The sequence below is a fragment of the Pseudomonas fragariae (ex Marin et al. 2024) genome (assembly GCF_059621105.1).
This window is the reverse complement of sequence record NZ_CM184369.1, coordinates 5,301,092-5,317,140: the sequence shown is the minus strand read 5'-3', so window position 1 is coordinate 5,317,140 and position 16,049 is coordinate 5,301,092. Positions and strand designations below refer to the sequence as shown.

Sequence of the window (16,049 nt, the reverse complement as noted above, 5' to 3'; positions counted from 1 at the left end):
GAGCGGGCCGCGTGTCCGTCGTCACGGCTTGTGAGACCTTTACTGCCATGACTGATACCGACATCAAGTCGCACAAAATAGAATTTCCCTGCAATGACTACCCGATCAAGGTGATCGGTGACACCAGTGTGGGCTTTACGGCGGCCGTGATGGAAGTGCTTGAAAAGCATGCCACGGTCGACCTCAAGACGCTCGCCGAGCGTCAGAGCAGCAACGGCAAATACACCACTGTGCAACTGCACATTGTCGCTACCGGCGAAGACCAGTTGCGCGATATCAATAGTGCCTTGCGCGCTACGGGTTTCGTGCACATGGTGCTCTGATGGCGGGTACGCTGGGTTTTCGTGATCTGGGCCTGATCGATTACGAAACCGCCTGGCACGCCATGAAGCGCTTTACCGACGAGCGTGGCCGCGAGGCTGCCGATGAGGTCTGGCTGGTTCAGCATCCGCCGGTTTTCACTCAGGGACAGTCCGGCAAGGCCGAGCATTTGCTGCTGCCGGGTAATATTCCTGTCGTACAGGTCGATCGTGGCGGCCAAGTGACTTATCATGGTCCGGGCCAACTGGTGGCTTATCTGATGCTGGACGTCAGGCGCCTTGGTTTCGGCGTTCGCGATCTGGTCACCCGGATCGAGAACACCCTCATCGCCTTGCTCGCCGACTACGGCGTCAAGGCAGCAGCCAAGGCTGATGCCCCTGGCGTATACGTCGACGGCGCGAAGATAGCGTCGCTCGGTCTGCGCATTCGCAACGGCTGCTCGTTTCATGGTCTGGCGTTGAACGTCGACATGGACCTTGAGCCGTTCCGCCGCATCAACCCGTGCGGATACGCCGGGCTGGCCATGACCCAACTGAGCGATCAGGCAGGGCAGATAGAATTTTCCGAGGTAAGTGCCCGACTGCGTGCGCAGCTCGTCAAACACCTCGACTACGCTGAGCAGGCGACCCTTACGGGCGGAATAAACCATTATGACTGACACCGTGCAAACCCTGATCCCGACGCTGGATGTTTCCGAGCGAGTGGCCCGTCCGAAAGTCGAAGCGGGCGTCAAGCTTCGCGGAGCGGAAAAGGTTGCGCGCATCCCGGTCAAGATCATCCCGACGGTAGACCTGCCGAAGAAGCCTGACTGGATTCGCGTGCGCATCCCGGTTTCTCCGGAAGTCGACCGTATCAAGCAATTGCTGCGCAAGCACAAGCTGCACAGCGTCTGTGAAGAGGCGTCCTGCCCCAACCTGGGCGAATGCTTCTCCGGTGGCACTGCAACGTTCATGATCATGGGCGACATCTGCACCCGTCGCTGCCCGTTCTGTGACGTGGGCCATGGTCGTCCGAAGCCGCTCGACGTCAACGAACCGAAGAGCCTCGCCATCGCGATTGCCGACCTGCGCCTGAAGTACGTGGTGATCACCTCGGTGGACCGCGACGACCTGCGTGATGGCGGTGCTCAGCACTTCGCCGACTGCATTCGCGAAATCCGCCTGCTGTCGCCGGGCGTGCAGCTCGAAACGCTGGTACCGGATTACCGTGGCCGGATGGACGTGGCGCTGGAAATCACCGCCGCCGAGCCGCCGGATGTGTTCAACCACAACCTGGAAACCGTACCGCGTCTGTACAAGGCTGCGCGTCCGGGGTCGGACTACCAGTGGTCGCTGACCCTGCTGCAGCGCTTCAAGCAGATGGTCCCGCACGTACCGACCAAATCCGGTTTGATGCTGGGGCTGGGCGAGACCGACGAAGAAGTCATCGAAGTCATGCAGCGCATGCGCGAACACGACATCGACATGCTGACCCTGGGTCAATACCTGCAGCCTTCACGCAATCACTTGCCCGTGCAGCGCTTTGTCCACCCGGACACCTTTGCCTGGTTCGCCGAAGAAGGCTACAAGATGGGCTTCAAGAACGTCGCTTCAGGGCCGCTGGTACGCTCTTCGTACCACGCCGACGAGCAAGCCAAGATCGCCAAGGCGATGCTCTGACAGCACGCCGCAAAAACAGGAAGGGCCAGGTAGCGATACCTGGCCCTTCTTTTTGTGGCTGATGATCGTGCCGATTATCTGCGGACTATCGTGCCAACGCTCCGCGTTGGCATGCCGTTCTGGACGCTTTGCGTCACACTCTTCGCCGCATCGTAAGTCGAGATTGGACGCGGAGCGTCCGGAAATGCATTCCCACGCTGGAGCGTGAGGAACGATAGGCGTCCGTAAGAACGCTATCGTGCCAATGCTCCGCGTTGGCATGCCGTTCTGGACGCTCTGCGTCCTCCCGATTACTGCCCGACAGGCTTGCGCAGGTTCTCCAGCAACTCATGCGTAGGGTAACCATCGGCTGGCCAGCCGAGCGATTGCTGCGCACTGCGGATGGCCTTGCGTGTATTGGCGCCGATAATGCCGTCTGGCGCGCCTGCGTCGTACTGGCGTGCCGAGAGCAGGGTTTGCAGCTCAATACGCTCTGAGCGGCTCAGCGGCAGGTCTCCGCGCGGCCAGCTGCCCACGACATAGCCCGCGCCCTTGAAGCGATCGGAGAGCAGGCTGATCGCCAACGCGTAGGAGGTCGAGTTGTTGTACTTGAGAATCGCGCGGAAGTTGTCCAGCACCAGAAAGGCCGGCCCGCGATAACCGGCTGGCAACAGCAAGGCGGCTTGCTGCTGGCTGGCGGCGACCGGAATGGCTGAGCCGTCGGGCTGTTTCAGACCCAGTTGCTGCCATTCAGCAAGACTCTTGCGGGTCGTCGAGTCGGCCAGCGAGTAATCGAACCCCGAGCCGAGCACCACTTCAAAGCCCCAGGGCTGACCACGCTGCCAGCCGGAACTTTGCAGGTAGTGTGCGGTGGAGGCCAGGGCATCGGCCGGGGTGTTCCAGATATCACGGCGGCCATCGCCGTCAAAATCCACGGCGTGGGTGTTGTAGGTGGTAGGGATGAACTGCGTCTGGCCCATCGCACCGGCCCACGAACCCAGCATTTTGTCCGGGGTTATGTCGCCATGCTGGATGATTTCCAGCGCGGCGAGCAACTGGCTCTGTGCAAAGCCGGGACGGCGACCTTCATAGGCCAGTGTGGCGAGTGAGCGAATGACGGATTGCGTACCCTGTAACGACCCGAAATTACTTTCCATACCCCACACCGCGACCAGCGTCTGACGATCGACGCCGTACTGCTGCTCGATCTTCTGCAGGTCGTCGGCATACTGCGACAGCAGCGCCTGACCCTTGCGTACGCGTGCGGCAGAGATGGCACCGTCAAGGTATTCCCAGACCGGGCGGCTGAATTCAGGCTGACTGCGGTCGGCCTTGACTACGCTCATGTCGGGGGTGACACCGGCAAATGCCAGATCGAATACGTCCGCGCGAATGCCTGCCTTCAACGCCTGGGCACGAAAGCCGGCCTGCCATTCGCTGAAGCTGACGGCGGGCTGAATCGTGAGGTTGTCATCAACGACCAGTGCTGGCGTAGGCGCTACGGCAGGAGCGTTTGTCTGCACCTTGCTGGATTGAAGAGGCGTGGCATCGGCTGCAGTGGGTTTTTCTGCGCAGGCTACCAGGGCAACAAGACTGGAGGCAGCGATGAGTTGGCGCAGCTGCGGGCGATGGGTAAAACGAGAAGGCATGCTTGAGTCCAAGGGTATTACCGTTAGGTGCAGACCATAACACGGCTAAGCGGTTGAAAGCGCCCCGGAAATGTTGCTCGATATCAGGCTGCCATAAAGCAGGAAGCCTCCCAGCTTTTAGACTGGAAGGCTTCGCGGCGGTAGCTGCCTTTGCCTTTGGCCGGTTGTTCCTGACGACTGCGGAACAAGGGCTGGGCGATGATGGATTTGGCCTTGTTCGGCCGCTTTGGCTTGCTCATGGCAGGTGCTCCTGATGGGTGTTGTAAAACGTTGCGAATCATCGGGCAGAGCCGCGCGTGTGTCCAATAGTCGTGTGCTATGGCGCTGAGTACGTAATTGGCCGAGTGAATGAAGACCTGTAGGAGCGAGCTTGCTCGCGAAGGGGCCGGTGCAGGCCCGTCGCTTTGATTATCGTGCCGATGCTCTGCGTCTGCATGCAGTTCGTGACGCTCCGCGTCACAAGAGGACGCAGAGCGTCCTGAAGGGCATTACCACGCAGAGCGTGGGAACGAGAGTCGACAACACCTGCCTACTCCGCAGGCAATGCCAATCGTTGCCCTGCCATCAGCAACGCCAGTCGGCTCAGGCTGCTCCAGGGCGAGCCTGCTGCCTGGCCTTTGATCTGCGCATCGACGCGTTGCGCATCCATGAGCAGCTGGCTCCAGCGTTTGGCCGAGTGACGTTGCAGGGCTTTGCTCATCAGTGGCTTGCGCTTGTCCCAGATCGGCGGGCGTGCCGAGCTGAACACCTTGTCCAGCGGTACGCCCTGGCTGAACTGTTGCGACATGTTGGCCAGGGCGCGCAGTTCGCGGGTCAATGCCCAGAGAATCACTGGCGTTTCGACCCCTTCGCCACGCAGTCCTTCGAGCATGCGCAACGCGTGGGCAGCTTCGCCATTGAGCACTGCATCGGTCAGGCCAAATACGTCGAAGCGCGCACTGTCGGCTACGGCCGCCTGCACGGTCTCGACGGTGATCTGGCCTTCTTCGGCCATCAATTTGAGCTTTTCGATTTCCTGCGCGGCGGCCAACAGGTTGCCTTCGACTCGGGCCGCGATCAGTTCGACAGCGTCCTGAGTCGCTGCCAGACCTGCCTGCGACAGGCGCTGGCGAATCCATTGCGGCAGCTGGCCGATGTCTACCGGCCAGATTTGCACGAACTGGGTTTGCGCACCCTCGACCAGGGCCTTGCCCCATTTGGTTTTCTGCGCACTGCCATCGAGCTTGGGCAGGCTGATCAGCAGCAGGGTGTCTTCGGCAGGTCTGGCGCAGTATTCCATGAGTGCCGCAGCACCCTTGTCGCCGGGCTTGCCGGAGGGCAGACGTAACTCCAGGAGACGGCGTTCGGCAAACAGCGACATGCTGGCACCCGCCTGGAGCAGTGTGCCCCAGTCGAAGCTGGCGTCGGCGCTGAATACCTGCCGCTCATCGAAGCCTTGCTGGCGTGCGGCTGCGCGAATGGCGTCAGCTGCTTCCTGGCAGAGCAGCGGATCGTCACCGCTGATCACGTAGACGGGCGCAAGTGTGCCTTGCAAGTGCTTGCCGAGTTGGGCGGGGGCGAGTTTCATGAGTCAGAGAATATCGGGGCCGGAGAATGGCCCCGAACACTTATCTGGCTGGAACTTCGACAGGCGACTGCTGAGGCGTCTCGTCGCGGATTCGCTGGGCAGCCTCCAGTGCGTCGGCTTCGGCCTTGGCAACCGCATCGGCCTTGGCCTGCAGTTCGTCCAGACGCGAAGGGGTCAGTTGCTGCAAGCGAGCCATCATTTTCTGGATCAGGTCGTTGCGCATTTCCTGACGAACCTGGGTGGCTTCCTGGTCGGAACCGGTCAGATTGTTGCCGTCGTGCACGTAGGAACGGTCTGCGGTGACTTTATCGCCAAGCAGGAAGCGATCCCTGTCGCCATGCACTTCATAGGTCAGGGTGGTGGTCAGCTGGTATTCAGCCGAGCGACCCGAGCCCGAGTAGCTGACGGTGCGCTGAGTCTCGGCCTCGTTGGTCAGCATCAGCTTGTAAGGCGCGCCGGTATAGACCTTGACGCCGGAGCTGGTCAGCAGGCGAGTGAGTTGCGTCACGGTTTCGCCATAGGCGTTGCGGGCGCTGACATCCAGCTCCTTGATCGCAAGCTCGGTGGTACCGGTGCCACGCAGCTGGAAGCCACAGGCACTCAACAGAACAGCCAGGCCCATCACCAGCAAATTGCGTTTGATCATCTTGATGCTCCCCTTGAATCCGTTTGGGCCGCCAGTGCGTGCCCTGGAAATATGTTCGGCGCCCTGCATTTGCCGGGCGCCCGATCCAATCAGCTTGCGACGATGTTGACCAGCTTGCCAGGCACGACGATCACCTTGCGAATGGTCAGGCCATCAGTGAAGCGCAATACGTTCTCGTTGACGCGTGCGGCCGCTTCGACCTCTTCGCGGCTGGCGCTGGCGGGCATCTCGATGTGACCACGCAGTTTGCCGTTGACCTGAATCACCAGTTGCAGACTGTCCTGTACCAGCGCGCTTGCATCGAATGCAGGCCAGCCCGCGTCGATCACTGGCTCATTGTGGCCCAGTTGCTTCCACAGTTCGTGGCTGATGTGCGGTGTGATCGGAGCCAGCAGCAGGGCGACGGTTTCCACGCCTTCCTGCATCAGGGCGCGATCCTGCGGTGTGTCCTGCGGGGCCTTTTCCAGCACGTTCATCAGCGTCATCACTTGCGCGACAGCGGTGTTGAATTTCTGGTTCTGGCCAATATCCTGGCTCGCCTGTCTGATCGCCTGATGAATCGCGCGGCGGATGGCTTTCTGCTCATCGGTCAACGCCGCAACGTCCAGGCCGGTCGATGGCCCTTGAGCTACATGCGCCTGAGCCAGACGCCATACGCGGCGCAGGAAACGATGCGAACCTTCGACGCCCGAGTCGGACCATTCCAGGCTCATGTCGGGCGGGGAGGCGAACATCATGAACAGACGGCAGGTGTCGGCACCGTACTGGTCGATCATGGTCTGTGGGTCGATGCCGTTTTTCTTCGACTTCGACATCTTTTCAGTGCCGCCGATTTCCACCGGCAAGCCGTCGCTGGTCAGTGTGGCGCTGATCACCTTGGCCTTGGCGTCTCTTTCGAGGGTCACGTCGGCCGGGTTGATCCAGGTTTTCTTGCCGCTGGTTTCCATGCGGAAGTAGGTTTCGGCGTTGACCATACCCTGGGTGAGCAGGTTCTTGAACGGTTCGTTCGAGGTTACCAGGCCTTCGTCGCGCATCAGCTTGTGGAAGAAGCGGGCGTAGAGCAGGTGCAGAATCGCGTGTTCGATACCGCCGATGTACTGATCCACCGGCAGCCAGTGGTTGGCAGCGTTCGGCTCGACCAGACCACCCTCGTAATGCGGCGACGCATAGCGCGCGTAGTACCACGAGGACTCGACGAAGGTGTCCATGGTGTCGGTTTCACGCTTGGCCGGTGCGCCGCATTTCGGGCAGCTGCATTCGTAGAACCCGGGCATGCGCGCCAGTGGCGAGCCAGCGCCGTCGGGCACGACATCTTCCGGCAGGACAACCGGCAACTGGTCTTCCGGGACCGGCACGTCGCCGCAGGTGTCGCAATGCACAATAGGGATCGGGCAGCCCCAGTAGCGCTGGCGGCTGATGCCCCAGTCGCGCAGGCGGAACTGAGTGCGGGACTGGCCCAGGGATTTCTTGACCAGCGCGGCTTCAATGGCGTCAAACGCGTCCTGGAAGGTCAGGCCGGTGAACTCGCCGGAATTGATCAGCTCGCCATGCTCACCGTAGGCCGGTTGCCATGGGGCCGGCGTTTGGTCGCCGGCGCTGGTGCGGACCACGGGCTTGATCGGCAGACCGTATTGGGTGGCGAACTCGAAATCACGCTCGTCGTGTGCCGGTACGGCCATGACCGCGCCATCGCCGTAGTGCATCAGCACGTAGTTGGCGACCCACACCGGCAGTTTCTCGCCAGTCAGTGGATGCTCGACGAACAACGAGGTCGCCTGGCCTTTCTTTTCCTGTGTGACAACGTCGGCTTCGGCAACGCTGCCGCCCTTGCATTCATCGATGAACGCTTGCAGTGCAGGGTTGCCTTGAGCGGCCAGGGTTGCCAGCGGGTGTTCAGCCGCCACGGCGACGTAGGTCGCCCCCATCAGGGTGTCAGGGCGGGTGGTGAAGACTTTCAGGGCACCGGCTTCGCCGATCGACGCCTGGTCGTACGGAAACTGCACTTCCATGCCGCGCGAACGGCCGATCCAGTTGCGCTGCATGGTCTTGACCTGTTCAGGCCAGCCCGGCAGTTCGTCGAGGCTTTCCAGCAGCTCATCGGCGTACGCGGTGATCTTGAAGTAGTACATCGGGATTTCGCGCTTTTCGATCAGCGCGCCGGAACGCCAGCCGCGGCCGTCGATGACCTGCTCGTTGGCCAGTACGGTCTGGTCGATCGGGTCCCAGTTCACGGTGCCGTTCTTGCGGTAGATCACGCCTTTTTCGAACAGGCGAGTGAACAGCCATTGTTCCCAGCGGTAGTAATCAGGCTTGCAGGTGGTGACTTCGCGCGACCAGTCAACCGCCAGACCCAGGCTCTTGAGCTGGGTCTTCATGTAGTCGATGTTTTCGTAGGTCCACTTGGCCGGCGCGACGTTGTTGTCGATGGCGGCGTTTTCAGCCGGCATGCCGAAAGCGTCCCAGCCCAGTGGCTGCAGAACATTCTTGCCGAGCATGCGCTGGTAGCGGGAGATCACGTCACCAATGGTGTAGTTGCGCACATGACCCATGTGCAGCTTGCCGCTCGGGTAAGGAAACATCGACAGGCAATAGAAGGTGTCCTTGCCTGGCTGTTCACTGACTTCAAAAGACTTTTGCTCATCCCAGAACGTTTGGGCGGCGGCTTCGATTTCACGGGGCTGATAGAGTTCGTGCATGGCTACTTTTTACTAAGGATTAGTGACCCTTGACCTCTTCATTGCTTCGCCGAGTCAGGTCGGCACCGCGTGGCGGACAATTGCAACTGTCTGTGCGGTGCGTTCGGGCTCAAGAGCGCGGAAGTGGAATTACAGGAAGCGCAGTAGCATACATGAGGGCCGTCTATCGAGGGAAACCCTGATTGCGTCCCCGTGTGGGCTCAACGCCCGGCCGACAACCTTATCTGGCCGTTGGTCGTAGTTCCATGCCGGTTCTTGCAGCAGCGCTAAGCTCAAACGCGAGGGTGATGATTTATCTTCGATGAGGTGAGCGGATGACAGAGTTGCAGCATGTTGTAAGTCTATCCAGGCTGTACGGGCGTCTGATTGACCGTCTCGGACTTGCACTCGAGACGGCGAGTACCTCGGTCCGGCTCCGAAACGAGTCGCCTGCCGAGCTTGAGCTCAAGGGGTTGAGCCGCGCCGAGTTCCAGTTGATCGAGGCCTATCTCGAAAAAGGTAGCGGGGACGCAGGCGCAGCTGTCGTGGACACGTTTACGGGCAACGGTGTGGTTGCTGCGGAGCATGGCCGGTTGCCCCGAGCGTCAGCCACAATCGTGTGGCTGAAGGATCGGCGACGAGCCAAGGCGTCAGTACGGCTGGGCCGTAACACTTAGGCAATTGCACGCCTGCCTGCGCGCGCAGGCCAAGGGCCTGGCTATCATCGGCTTCCTGCTCCAGGCATTGTCGCGTGCCTGCAAACATTCTAGGCTGCGGGCACTCATGGAGATGTCCCGATGCCCTTGCGTTACCTGTTCAAAACCCTCCTTTTGCCGCCCGGCATTCTGTTTGTCCTGCTGATCCTCGGCTGGTGGTTGCGTCGCTCCCGGCCACGTCTGGCGACGGCGTTCTTTGCGGTCGGCCTTGGCGGATTGTGGCTGATGAGTCTGCCGGTCGCCGTAGAGTTCGCCGCTCGTAGACTGGAGCAGATCCCGCCCTTGCCGCAACAGCGATGGGCGATGCTGGCGCAGCAGGTGGATGCCATTGTGGTGCTGGGCAATGGGCGTGAGCGCAACTCTCCGACCTGGGGCACAGACACGCCCACTGGTCTTGGGCTGGAGCGCCTGCGTCTGGCAGCGCGATTGGCGAAAGAATCCGGACTGCCAATACTGACCTCTGGCGGCCTGCATTTTGACCAGCCGCCCAGCGAGGCGGCGATCATGGCGCAGTCGCTGCAGGACGATTTTGCCGTGACGGTGCGCTGGCAGGAGGGGCTGAGCCGCACCACATGGGAAAACGCAACCATGAGCGCCGCGATTCTGCAGCCGCAAGGTATCAAGCGCGTGGTGCTGGTGACTCAGGCCTGGCACATGCCGCGGGCACGCTGGTGCTTCGAGCAGGCGGGTTTCACGGTGGTGGGTGCGCCGGTCGGCTTTCTGGGGGTCGACAACGCTCGGCCTTTTGGTGGCTGGCTGCCTGAAAGTCGCGTGTTCACGCAGAGCGGGATGCTGCTCAATGAAGCCGCAGGCTTGCTGGTGTATCCGTGGATCTATCGGAAGGGGTAACGATCATCTGAAGCAGTGACCATCTGAAGCCGATTCCACCTGCAGGCAGATGAAACCGGCTTCGTACACTCACACGGTCTTGGAAATCCGTGCCGCCATCAACGCCCAGCCAAACAGCAGCAGGCAGACAATTGCCAGCGGCCACGAGCGCCAGTGCAGATAAGGCGTGAGTTCATGCATCGGCACCACTTCGCCGTACAGCACGCCGCGTTCGAACTGCGGAATCTGCTCGGTGATCTTGCCGAACGGGTCGATCAGCGCGGTCACGCCGTTGTTGGTTGCCCGGATCATCCAGCGACCCGCTTCAAGGGCGCGCATCTGGGCCATTTGCAAGTGTTGCAGAGGGCCTATCGAGGTGCCGAACCAGGTGTCGTTGCTGACCGTCAGCAGCAGGTCGCTTTGCGCCGACAGGCCAGCGGCAAACTCGGGATAGACCACTTCGTAGCAGATGAACGGCGCGATGTGATAACCCTTGGCCTGCAATAACGCCTGATCGTTCGGGCCGCGCGCGAAGTCCGACATTGGCAGATCGAAGAAGGAAATCAGCCCGCGCAGCAGGTCCTGCAGCGGCACGTACTCACCGAACGGCACAAGTTTCTGCTTGTAGTAGGTGCCGTCACCCTGACCCGTGACCGTGATGCCGTTGTAATAGCGGTACTCACCGCGCCCGGTCGGTTCGCGCACCGGTACGCCGGTGATCAGTGCCGCGCCGCGGTCCGAAGCGAACTTGCCCATCATCGACAGATAGCCTTCTGCGCTTTCCTTGAGCACCGGCACGGCGGTTTCCGGCCAGACGATCAGGTCTGCCTGCTGCGAACGGAAAGTCATGTCGCGGTACAGGGCCAGCTGATCGTTGAGCTTTTGCGGGTCCCACTTCATGCTTTGTTCGACGTTGCCCTGCATCGCCGCGACTTTCAGTGGCGCGCCGGACGGCGATGTCCAGGCGTGCCCCTTGAGGGCCAGGCCTGTCACCCACGGGGCCAGCAACAGCACCACGCCCATGGCCAGAAACGATTTGCGTGCACGCAGGCGGTGCAGGTTGCACAACAGTGCAGCAGTCATCGCCAGCGAGAACGAAATCAGCCATACGCCGCCGACGGGGGCGAGCCCGGCCAGTGGGCCGTCGAGCTGACTGTAGCCGGAATAGAGCCACGGGAAACCGGTGAGAAACCAGCCGCGAAACGCTTCCTGCCACAGCCACAGGGCTGCGAAGGCCAGCGCATCAGCCAGCGGTGCCTCATTGCGACGCAGCCAGCGCGCCCAGACCCAGGCGGGCAGTGCAAAGAACAGGGCAATGGCGGCGATGAACAGCAGCATCAGCAGCCCGGCCAGCAGTACAGACGCGCCGCCGTAGGTGTGAATGCTGACGTAGATCCAGCTGGTGCCGGCGCCGTACAGACCGAAGCCGTAGCACCAGCCACGGGCCAGTGCCTGGCGCGGGTTCAGGTCGCGCAGGCCCAGATAGAACATCGCCACTGCCACCAGCACCAGAGGCCAGAGGTCGAAAGGCGCCAGGGCCAGAGTCGTGAGCCCGCCAGCCGCCAGGGCCAGCAGGTTACCGGGCCAGCCGGGGCGGGTTATCCAGCGCATGTAGATTCCTTAAAGCAGCATCAAGTGTTTACGGACGTGAAATGGGCGTCACGCGCAGCAAATGAATGCGACGGCTGTCAGCGCTCAGGATGCGGAAACGATAGGCACCGATTTCAGTGATTTCGTTGCGCTTGGGCAGATGGCCGAAGGCATTCATCACCAGACCGCCCACGGTGTCGAACTCGTCGTCCGAGAACGTGCTGTCGAAGAATTCGTTGAAATTCTCGACCGGGGTAAGGGCCTTGACCAGGAAGTCGCCGCTGGGAAGCGGTTTGATGTAGCTGTCTTCCTCGACGTCATGCTCGTCTTCGATGTCGCCGACGATCTGTTCCAGCACGTCTTCGATGGTCACCAGACCTGCCACGCCGCCGTATTCGTCAATGACGATGGCCATGTGGTTGTGATTGGCGCGAAATTCGCGCAGCAGCACGTTGAGACGCTTGGATTCGGGCACGAAGGTGGCCGGACGCAGCAGCTTCTTGACGTCATCGCTGTCGCCGTCGGCCTTGAGGATCAGCGGCAGCAGATCCTTGGCCAGCAGCACACCGAGCACGTCATCGTGGCTCTCGCCGATCACCGGATAGCGCGAGTGCGCAGCATCGATGACCGCCGGCAGGAATTCACGGGGTGTCTGGGTCGCCTTGATGCTGATCATCTGCGAGCGCGGCACCATGATGTCGCGCACTTGCAGGTCAGCCACTTGAATGGCGCCTTCGACGATGGCCAGCGCTTCGCTGTCCAGCAGTTTGTTCTGGTGGGCTTCGCGCAGCAGCTCAAGCAGCTCCTGGCGGTTTTTCGGCTCATGGACAAAGGCCTGGGTCAGTTTACCCAACCATGACTTTTGCCCGTTGCTCGATCGGTCTTCGCTCATAGCCCTTACTCGTGGTCCTTGCTTGGTGTGTCTGAATGGGGAGGGTCGGCACTTTCGTCGTCGGCGTAAGGATCGGGATAGCCCAGCTCCTCAAGCAACGTTCGTTCCAGTGCTTCCATTTCTTCGGCTTCTTCATCATCGATGTGGTCGTAACCCAACAGATGCAGGCAGCCATGAATGACCATGTGCGCCCAGTGCGCGTCGACGGACTTGCCCTGTTCAACGGCTTCACGGTTGACGACCGGAACGCAGATGACCAGATCGCCCAGCAACGGGATGTCCAGCATGTCGTCCGGAACGTCCGCCGGGAATGAAAGCACGTTTGTTGCGTAATTTTTGTGTCGCCAGGTGTTATTGAGCTCACGGCCTTCGGTTTCGTCAACCAGGCGGATGGTCAGCTCGGAGTCGGCACTGCGCTGACGCAAGCCCATTTCACACCAGAGGCGCAATCGGGCTTCGTCAGGGGCGCTGGTCTCGCTTGCAACCTGCAGGTCCAGCTCAAGCATCGCGGTGTTTGTCCCGTGGGTAACTGTTGTTGCCCGACGGACCATCGCTGAGGCGGTCGTCGAAACGCTCGTAGGCTTCGACGATGCGCTGCACCAGCGGGTGGCGAACCACATCCTTGGGTTTGAAGTGCGTGAAGCTGATGCCCGGCACGTCCTTGAGCACATCGATGACATGCGTCAGCCCGGAGCGAGTGCCTTTGGGCAGGTCGACCTGGGTGATGTCGCCGGTGATCACGGCCGTGGAGCCGAAGCCGATACGGGTCAGGAACATCTTCATCTGCTCGACGGTGGTGTTCTGACTTTCGTCGAGAATGATGAAGCTGTTATTAAGGGTGCGTCCGCGCATGTAAGCCAGCGGTGCCACTTCAATGACCTGTTTCTCGATCAGCTTGGCGACGTATTCGAAACCGAGCATCTCGTACAGCGCGTCATACAGCGGGCGCAGGTACGGGTCGATCTTCTGCGCCAGATCGCCGGGCAGGAAGCCCAGCTTCTCGCCAGCCTCGACCGCCGGGCGCACCAGCAGGATGCGTCGAATCTGCTCGCGCTCCAGTGCATCCACCGCGCAGGCCACCGCCAGGTAGGTCTTGCCGGTACCCGCCGGGCCGATGCCGAAGTTGATGTCGTTGCTGAGGACTTCCTTGACATAACGCTGCTGGTTCAGGCCGCGCGGGCGAATCATGCCCTTTTTGGTGCGCAGCGAGACGCCGACTTCGGCGGCAGGGTGGTTGTCGAGGCCGTCCACCCCCGATTCCTGGAGAAACAGGTGGACCATGTCCGGCGTCAGTTCGGTACCTTTGGTTTCCCGGTACAGACGGCGCAGAAGGTTCTCGGCGGAATGACTTTGTTTGGGGTCGCCAATGAGCTCGAATTGATTGCCGCGATTGCGGATCTCGATGTCCAGGCGTTGCTCGATCAGGCGCAAGTGCTCGTCGAGTTGCCCGCACAAGTTGGCGAAACGATGGGCCTCGAAAGGCTCGAGGGTGAAGCGATGAGGTTCTATGGGTGCGTTCAAGGTCGTTTAATGGCCGTCCGGCGGCAATTGAGATGTATTGAAGAATAACCCTAGCGCTGGTTGTGCGAAAGCTTTGCCTTGTTAAAGGCCGCGCCAGGGATTCACCGTGCTCAATGGTAGGGACCGCGCAGAAACGAATTCATTCGGCGATTCGTTTCTGCGCCGACACTCAGGTTTTACTGTAGCAGCGAGCCGCGCAATGAGTGAGGCTGTGCATCATCGATGTGTACATCGGCAAACTGCCCGATCAATTTGGGGTTGTCGCAGCGAAAATTGACAATCCGGTTGTTCTCGGTGCGGCCCTGCAGTTCGCCCGGGTCTTTCTTCGAGTAGTCGGTTACCAGAATGCGCTGGATGCTGCCGACCATCTGTCGGCTGATCTCGAAACCCTGCTGGTTCAGACGATGTTGCAGCGCGGCCAGTCGCTCTTTTTTCAGGGCTTCCGGCGTGTCGTCCTTGAGGTCCGCGGCGGGAGTGCCCGGACGCGGGCTGTAGACGAACGAGAACGAGAAGTCGAAACCCACGTCCTCGATCAACTTCATGGTGTTGTCGAAATCCTTTTCGGTCTCGCCGGGGAAGCCTACGATGAAGTCGGAACTGATACTGATGCCCGGCACTGCGGCCCTGAGCTTGCGCAAGCGGGACTTGTATTCCAGCGTGGTGTGGTTGCGCTTCATCGCCGCCAGGATGCGATCGGAACCCGATTGCACAGGCAAATGCAGGTGTTTGACCAGCTCCGGCACTTCCGCGTGGGCCTGGATCAGGCTGTCGGAAAATTCCAGCGGGTGCGAGGTGGTGTAGCGAATGCGGTCGATGCCATCGACGGCGGCGACCACGCGGATCAGGTCCGCCAGGTCTGCAACGCGGCCGTCGTGGGTGGTGCCGCGATAACCGTTGACGTTCTGCCCCAGCAGAGTGACTTCACGCACGCCGTTTTCGGCCAGGTGGATGACTTCACTCAGCACGTCGTCGAACGGACGACTGACTTCCTCGCCACGGGTGTAGGGCACCACGCAGAAGGTGCAGTATTTGCTGCAGCCTTCCATCACCGACACATAAGCACTCGGGCCATCGACGCGTGGCTCGGGCAAATGGTCGAACTTTTCGATTTCCGGGAACGAGACGTCGACCTGCGGCAAGCGGGTCACGCGTGCGGCGTCGATCATTTCCGGCAGGCGGTGCAGGGTCTGCGGGCCGAACACCACGTCCACATAGGGTGCGCGATCGCGAATGGCTGCGCCTTCCTGGCTGGCCACGCAGCCACCGACGGCGATGACCATTTCCGGATTGGCCAGCTTCAGCTCACGCCAGCGGCCGAGCTGGGAATACACCCGGTCCTGGGCGCGCTCACGAATCGAGCAGGTATTGAGCAGGATCACGTCGGCGTCTTCCGCGCGAGCGGTGACTTCCAGGGCCTGATGTTCGCCCAGCAGGTCGACCATGCGCGAGCTGTCGTACTCGTTCATCTGGCAACCGTGGGTTTCGATATAAAGCTTTTTGGCCATGCGTGATGATCAACCGTGTCAGTGAACCGCGCATTATAAGGATGAAGGGCTCGGGTTCCTAGCGTTGGCTGTCCGACGAGGCGGGCGGACATGCTATAGTCCGCGCCCCTTTTTCATCTCTGATCGTTACCCGCCCGTTATGACCAAACGCGAAGCTCCAATCTACAAGGTGATTTTCCTCAACCAGGGACAGGTGTTCGAGATGTACGCCAAGCAGATCTACCAAAGTGATCTGTGGGGCTTTCTGGAAGTTGAAGAATTCGTCTTCGGCGAGCGCACGACCGTTGTGGTGGACCCCAGCGAAGAGAAGCTCAAGGCCCAGTTCGAAGGCGTGGTGCGCAGTTTCGTACCGATGCACTCGATTGTGCGCATCGATGAAGTCGAACGCATGGGCACGCCGAAGATCAGCGAGGCGCGCGGTACCAGCAATGTGATGCCGTTCCCCATGCCGATGCCGGAAAAGTAAGCGTTGCAGGTGTGCATCGCGACTGCCCTGAAAGAT

General features: G+C 60.8%; 16 protein-coding genes. 6 read left to right on the top strand and 10 right to left on the bottom strand.

Annotated elements, in window-relative coordinates; translation table 11 throughout:
* Positions 1–47: 47 nt before the first annotated feature.
* Genes AC54XV_RS22950 through lipA form a run of 3 tightly spaced genes read left to right on the top strand, consistent with a single transcriptional unit; the run spans position 48 to position 1,979 of the window.
* Positions 48–323 carry a DUF493 domain-containing protein gene (locus AC54XV_RS22950; RefSeq protein ID WP_003340907.1) on the top strand — a complete coding sequence of 92 codons (276 nt, stop codon included), beginning with the start codon at positions 48–50 and terminating at the stop codon, positions 321–323.
* Complete coding sequence (gene lipB, locus AC54XV_RS22945; protein ID WP_024639415.1) at positions 323–979, top strand: lipoyl(octanoyl) transferase LipB; 657 nt, start codon at positions 323–325, stop codon at positions 977–979. Before AC54XV_RS22950 ends, lipB begins: the two co-directional genes overlap by 1 nt.
* Positions 972–1,979, top strand: coding sequence for a lipoyl synthase (gene lipA / locus AC54XV_RS22940; RefSeq protein WP_002555327.1), 1,008 nt, complete (start codon positions 972–974; stop codon positions 1,977–1,979). The genes lipB and lipA overlap by 8 nt, the downstream gene beginning before the upstream one ends.
* A gap of 290 nt (positions 1,980–2,269) precedes the next feature.
* On the opposite strand, the gene AC54XV_RS22935 is transcribed toward lipA, so the two are convergent.
* The 5 genes from AC54XV_RS22935 to leuS form a co-directional block, all read right to left on the bottom strand.
* Positions 2,270–3,607, bottom strand: coding sequence for a lytic murein transglycosylase (locus AC54XV_RS22935; protein WP_024639414.1), 1,338 nt, complete (start codon positions 3,605–3,607; stop codon positions 2,270–2,272).
* A gap of 83 nt (positions 3,608–3,690) precedes the next feature.
* The gene (gene arfA / locus AC54XV_RS22930; RefSeq protein ID WP_002555325.1) at positions 3,691–3,846 is read right to left on the bottom strand and encodes an alternative ribosome rescue factor ArfA; all 156 of its coding nucleotides are present in this window, start codon (positions 3,844–3,846) and stop codon (positions 3,691–3,693) included.
* 290 nt (positions 3,847–4,136) lie between these two features.
* The gene (gene holA, locus AC54XV_RS22925; protein WP_011268982.1) at positions 4,137–5,174 is read right to left on the bottom strand and encodes a DNA polymerase III subunit delta; all 1,038 of its coding nucleotides are present in this window, start codon (positions 5,172–5,174) and stop codon (positions 4,137–4,139) included.
* A 40-nt stretch (positions 5,175–5,214) separates the two neighbouring features.
* Positions 5,215–5,820 (bottom strand): LPS-assembly lipoprotein LptE, encoded by a 606-nt coding sequence (locus AC54XV_RS22920; protein WP_024660997.1) that lies wholly within the window; start codon positions 5,818–5,820, stop codon positions 5,215–5,217.
* An 89-nt stretch (positions 5,821–5,909) separates the two neighbouring features.
* A complete protein-coding gene (gene leuS, locus AC54XV_RS22915) occupies positions 5,910–8,516 on the bottom strand; it encodes a leucine--tRNA ligase (protein ID WP_496717234.1) in 2,607 nt (868 codons plus the stop codon).
* Positions 8,517–8,830: 314 nt separating this feature from the next.
* Here leuS and AC54XV_RS22910 point away from each other — a divergent pair, with 314 nt between their 5' ends.
* Positions 8,831–9,172 (top strand): hypothetical protein, encoded by a 342-nt coding sequence (locus tag AC54XV_RS22910; protein ID WP_024651243.1) that lies wholly within the window; start codon positions 8,831–8,833, stop codon positions 9,170–9,172.
* Between the two features lie 120 nt (positions 9,173–9,292).
* Entirely contained in the window at positions 9,293–10,060 is a 768-nt protein-coding gene (locus AC54XV_RS22905; protein WP_024660995.1) for a YdcF family protein, read from the top strand.
* 69 nt (positions 10,061–10,129) lie between these two features.
* Here the strand turns inward: AC54XV_RS22905 and lnt are convergent, their stop codons facing one another.
* From lnt to miaB, 5 genes are all read right to left on the bottom strand, one after another.
* Positions 10,130–11,650: an apolipoprotein N-acyltransferase gene (gene lnt / locus AC54XV_RS22900; protein ID WP_003421059.1), complete on the bottom strand. Its 1,521-nt coding sequence runs from the start codon at positions 11,648–11,650 to the stop codon at positions 10,130–10,132.
* 28 nt (positions 11,651–11,678) lie between these two features.
* Positions 11,679–12,521 carry a CorC family transporter gene (locus AC54XV_RS22895; RefSeq protein ID WP_003368790.1) on the bottom strand — a complete coding sequence of 281 codons (843 nt, stop codon included), beginning with the start codon at positions 12,519–12,521 and terminating at the stop codon, positions 11,679–11,681.
* A gap of 5 nt (positions 12,522–12,526) precedes the next feature.
* Complete coding sequence (gene ybeY, locus AC54XV_RS22890) at positions 12,527–13,027, bottom strand: rRNA maturation RNase YbeY (RefSeq protein ID WP_003399800.1); 501 nt, start codon at positions 13,025–13,027, stop codon at positions 12,527–12,529.
* Entirely contained in the window at positions 13,020–14,042 is a 1,023-nt protein-coding gene (locus AC54XV_RS22885) for a PhoH family protein (protein ID WP_003399802.1), read from the bottom strand. Before AC54XV_RS22885 ends, ybeY begins: the two co-directional genes overlap by 8 nt.
* A 176-nt stretch (positions 14,043–14,218) precedes the next feature.
* A complete protein-coding gene (miaB, locus tag AC54XV_RS22880; RefSeq protein WP_003368786.1) occupies positions 14,219–15,547 on the bottom strand; it encodes a tRNA (N6-isopentenyl adenosine(37)-C2)-methylthiotransferase MiaB in 1,329 nt (442 codons plus the stop codon).
* 139 nt (positions 15,548–15,686) lie between these two features.
* Here miaB and AC54XV_RS22875 point away from each other — a divergent pair, with 139 nt between their 5' ends.
* Complete coding sequence (locus tag AC54XV_RS22875) at positions 15,687–16,013, top strand: DUF1820 family protein (RefSeq protein ID WP_003313868.1); 327 nt, start codon at positions 15,687–15,689, stop codon at positions 16,011–16,013.
* Positions 16,014–16,049 lie beyond the last annotated feature (36 nt).

What these genes read in the sequence shown, in the direction of transcription:
- AC54XV_RS22950 (WP_003340907.1), top strand. Translation starts at nt 48, where the DNA reads ATGACTGATACCGACATCAAGTCGCACAAAATAGAATTTCCCTGCAAT.
- lipB (WP_024639415.1), top strand. Translation starts at nt 323, where the DNA reads ATGGCGGGTACGCTGGGTTTTCGTGATCTGGGCCTGATCGATTACGAA.
- lipA (WP_002555327.1), top strand. Translation starts at nt 972, where the DNA reads ATGACTGACACCGTGCAAACCCTGATCCCGACGCTGGATGTTTCCGAG.
- AC54XV_RS22935 (WP_024639414.1), bottom strand. Translation starts at nt 3,607, where the DNA reads ATGCCTTCTCGTTTTACCCATCGCCCGCAGCTGCGCCAACTCATCGCT.
- arfA (WP_002555325.1), bottom strand. Translation starts at nt 3,846, where the DNA reads ATGAGCAAGCCAAAGCGGCCGAACAAGGCCAAATCCATCATCGCCCAG.
- holA (WP_011268982.1), bottom strand. Translation starts at nt 5,174, where the DNA reads ATGAAACTCGCCCCCGCCCAACTCGGCAAGCACTTGCAAGGCACACTT.
- AC54XV_RS22920 (WP_024660997.1), bottom strand. Translation starts at nt 5,820, where the DNA reads ATGATCAAACGCAATTTGCTGGTGATGGGCCTGGCTGTTCTGTTGAGT.
- leuS (WP_496717234.1), bottom strand. Translation starts at nt 8,516, where the DNA reads ATGCACGAACTCTATCAGCCCCGTGAAATCGAAGCCGCCGCCCAAACG.
- AC54XV_RS22910 (WP_024651243.1), top strand. Translation starts at nt 8,831, where the DNA reads ATGACAGAGTTGCAGCATGTTGTAAGTCTATCCAGGCTGTACGGGCGT.
- AC54XV_RS22905 (WP_024660995.1), top strand. Translation starts at nt 9,293, where the DNA reads ATGCCCTTGCGTTACCTGTTCAAAACCCTCCTTTTGCCGCCCGGCATT.
- lnt (WP_003421059.1), bottom strand. Translation starts at nt 11,650, where the DNA reads ATGCGCTGGATAACCCGCCCCGGCTGGCCCGGTAACCTGCTGGCCCTG.
- AC54XV_RS22895 (WP_003368790.1), bottom strand. Translation starts at nt 12,521, where the DNA reads ATGAGCGAAGACCGATCGAGCAACGGGCAAAAGTCATGGTTGGGTAAA.
- ybeY (WP_003399800.1), bottom strand. Translation starts at nt 13,027, where the DNA reads ATGCTTGAGCTGGACCTGCAGGTTGCAAGCGAGACCAGCGCCCCTGAC.
- miaB (WP_003368786.1), bottom strand. Translation starts at nt 15,547, where the DNA reads ATGGCCAAAAAGCTTTATATCGAAACCCACGGTTGCCAGATGAACGAG.
- AC54XV_RS22875 (WP_003313868.1), top strand. Translation starts at nt 15,687, where the DNA reads ATGACCAAACGCGAAGCTCCAATCTACAAGGTGATTTTCCTCAACCAG.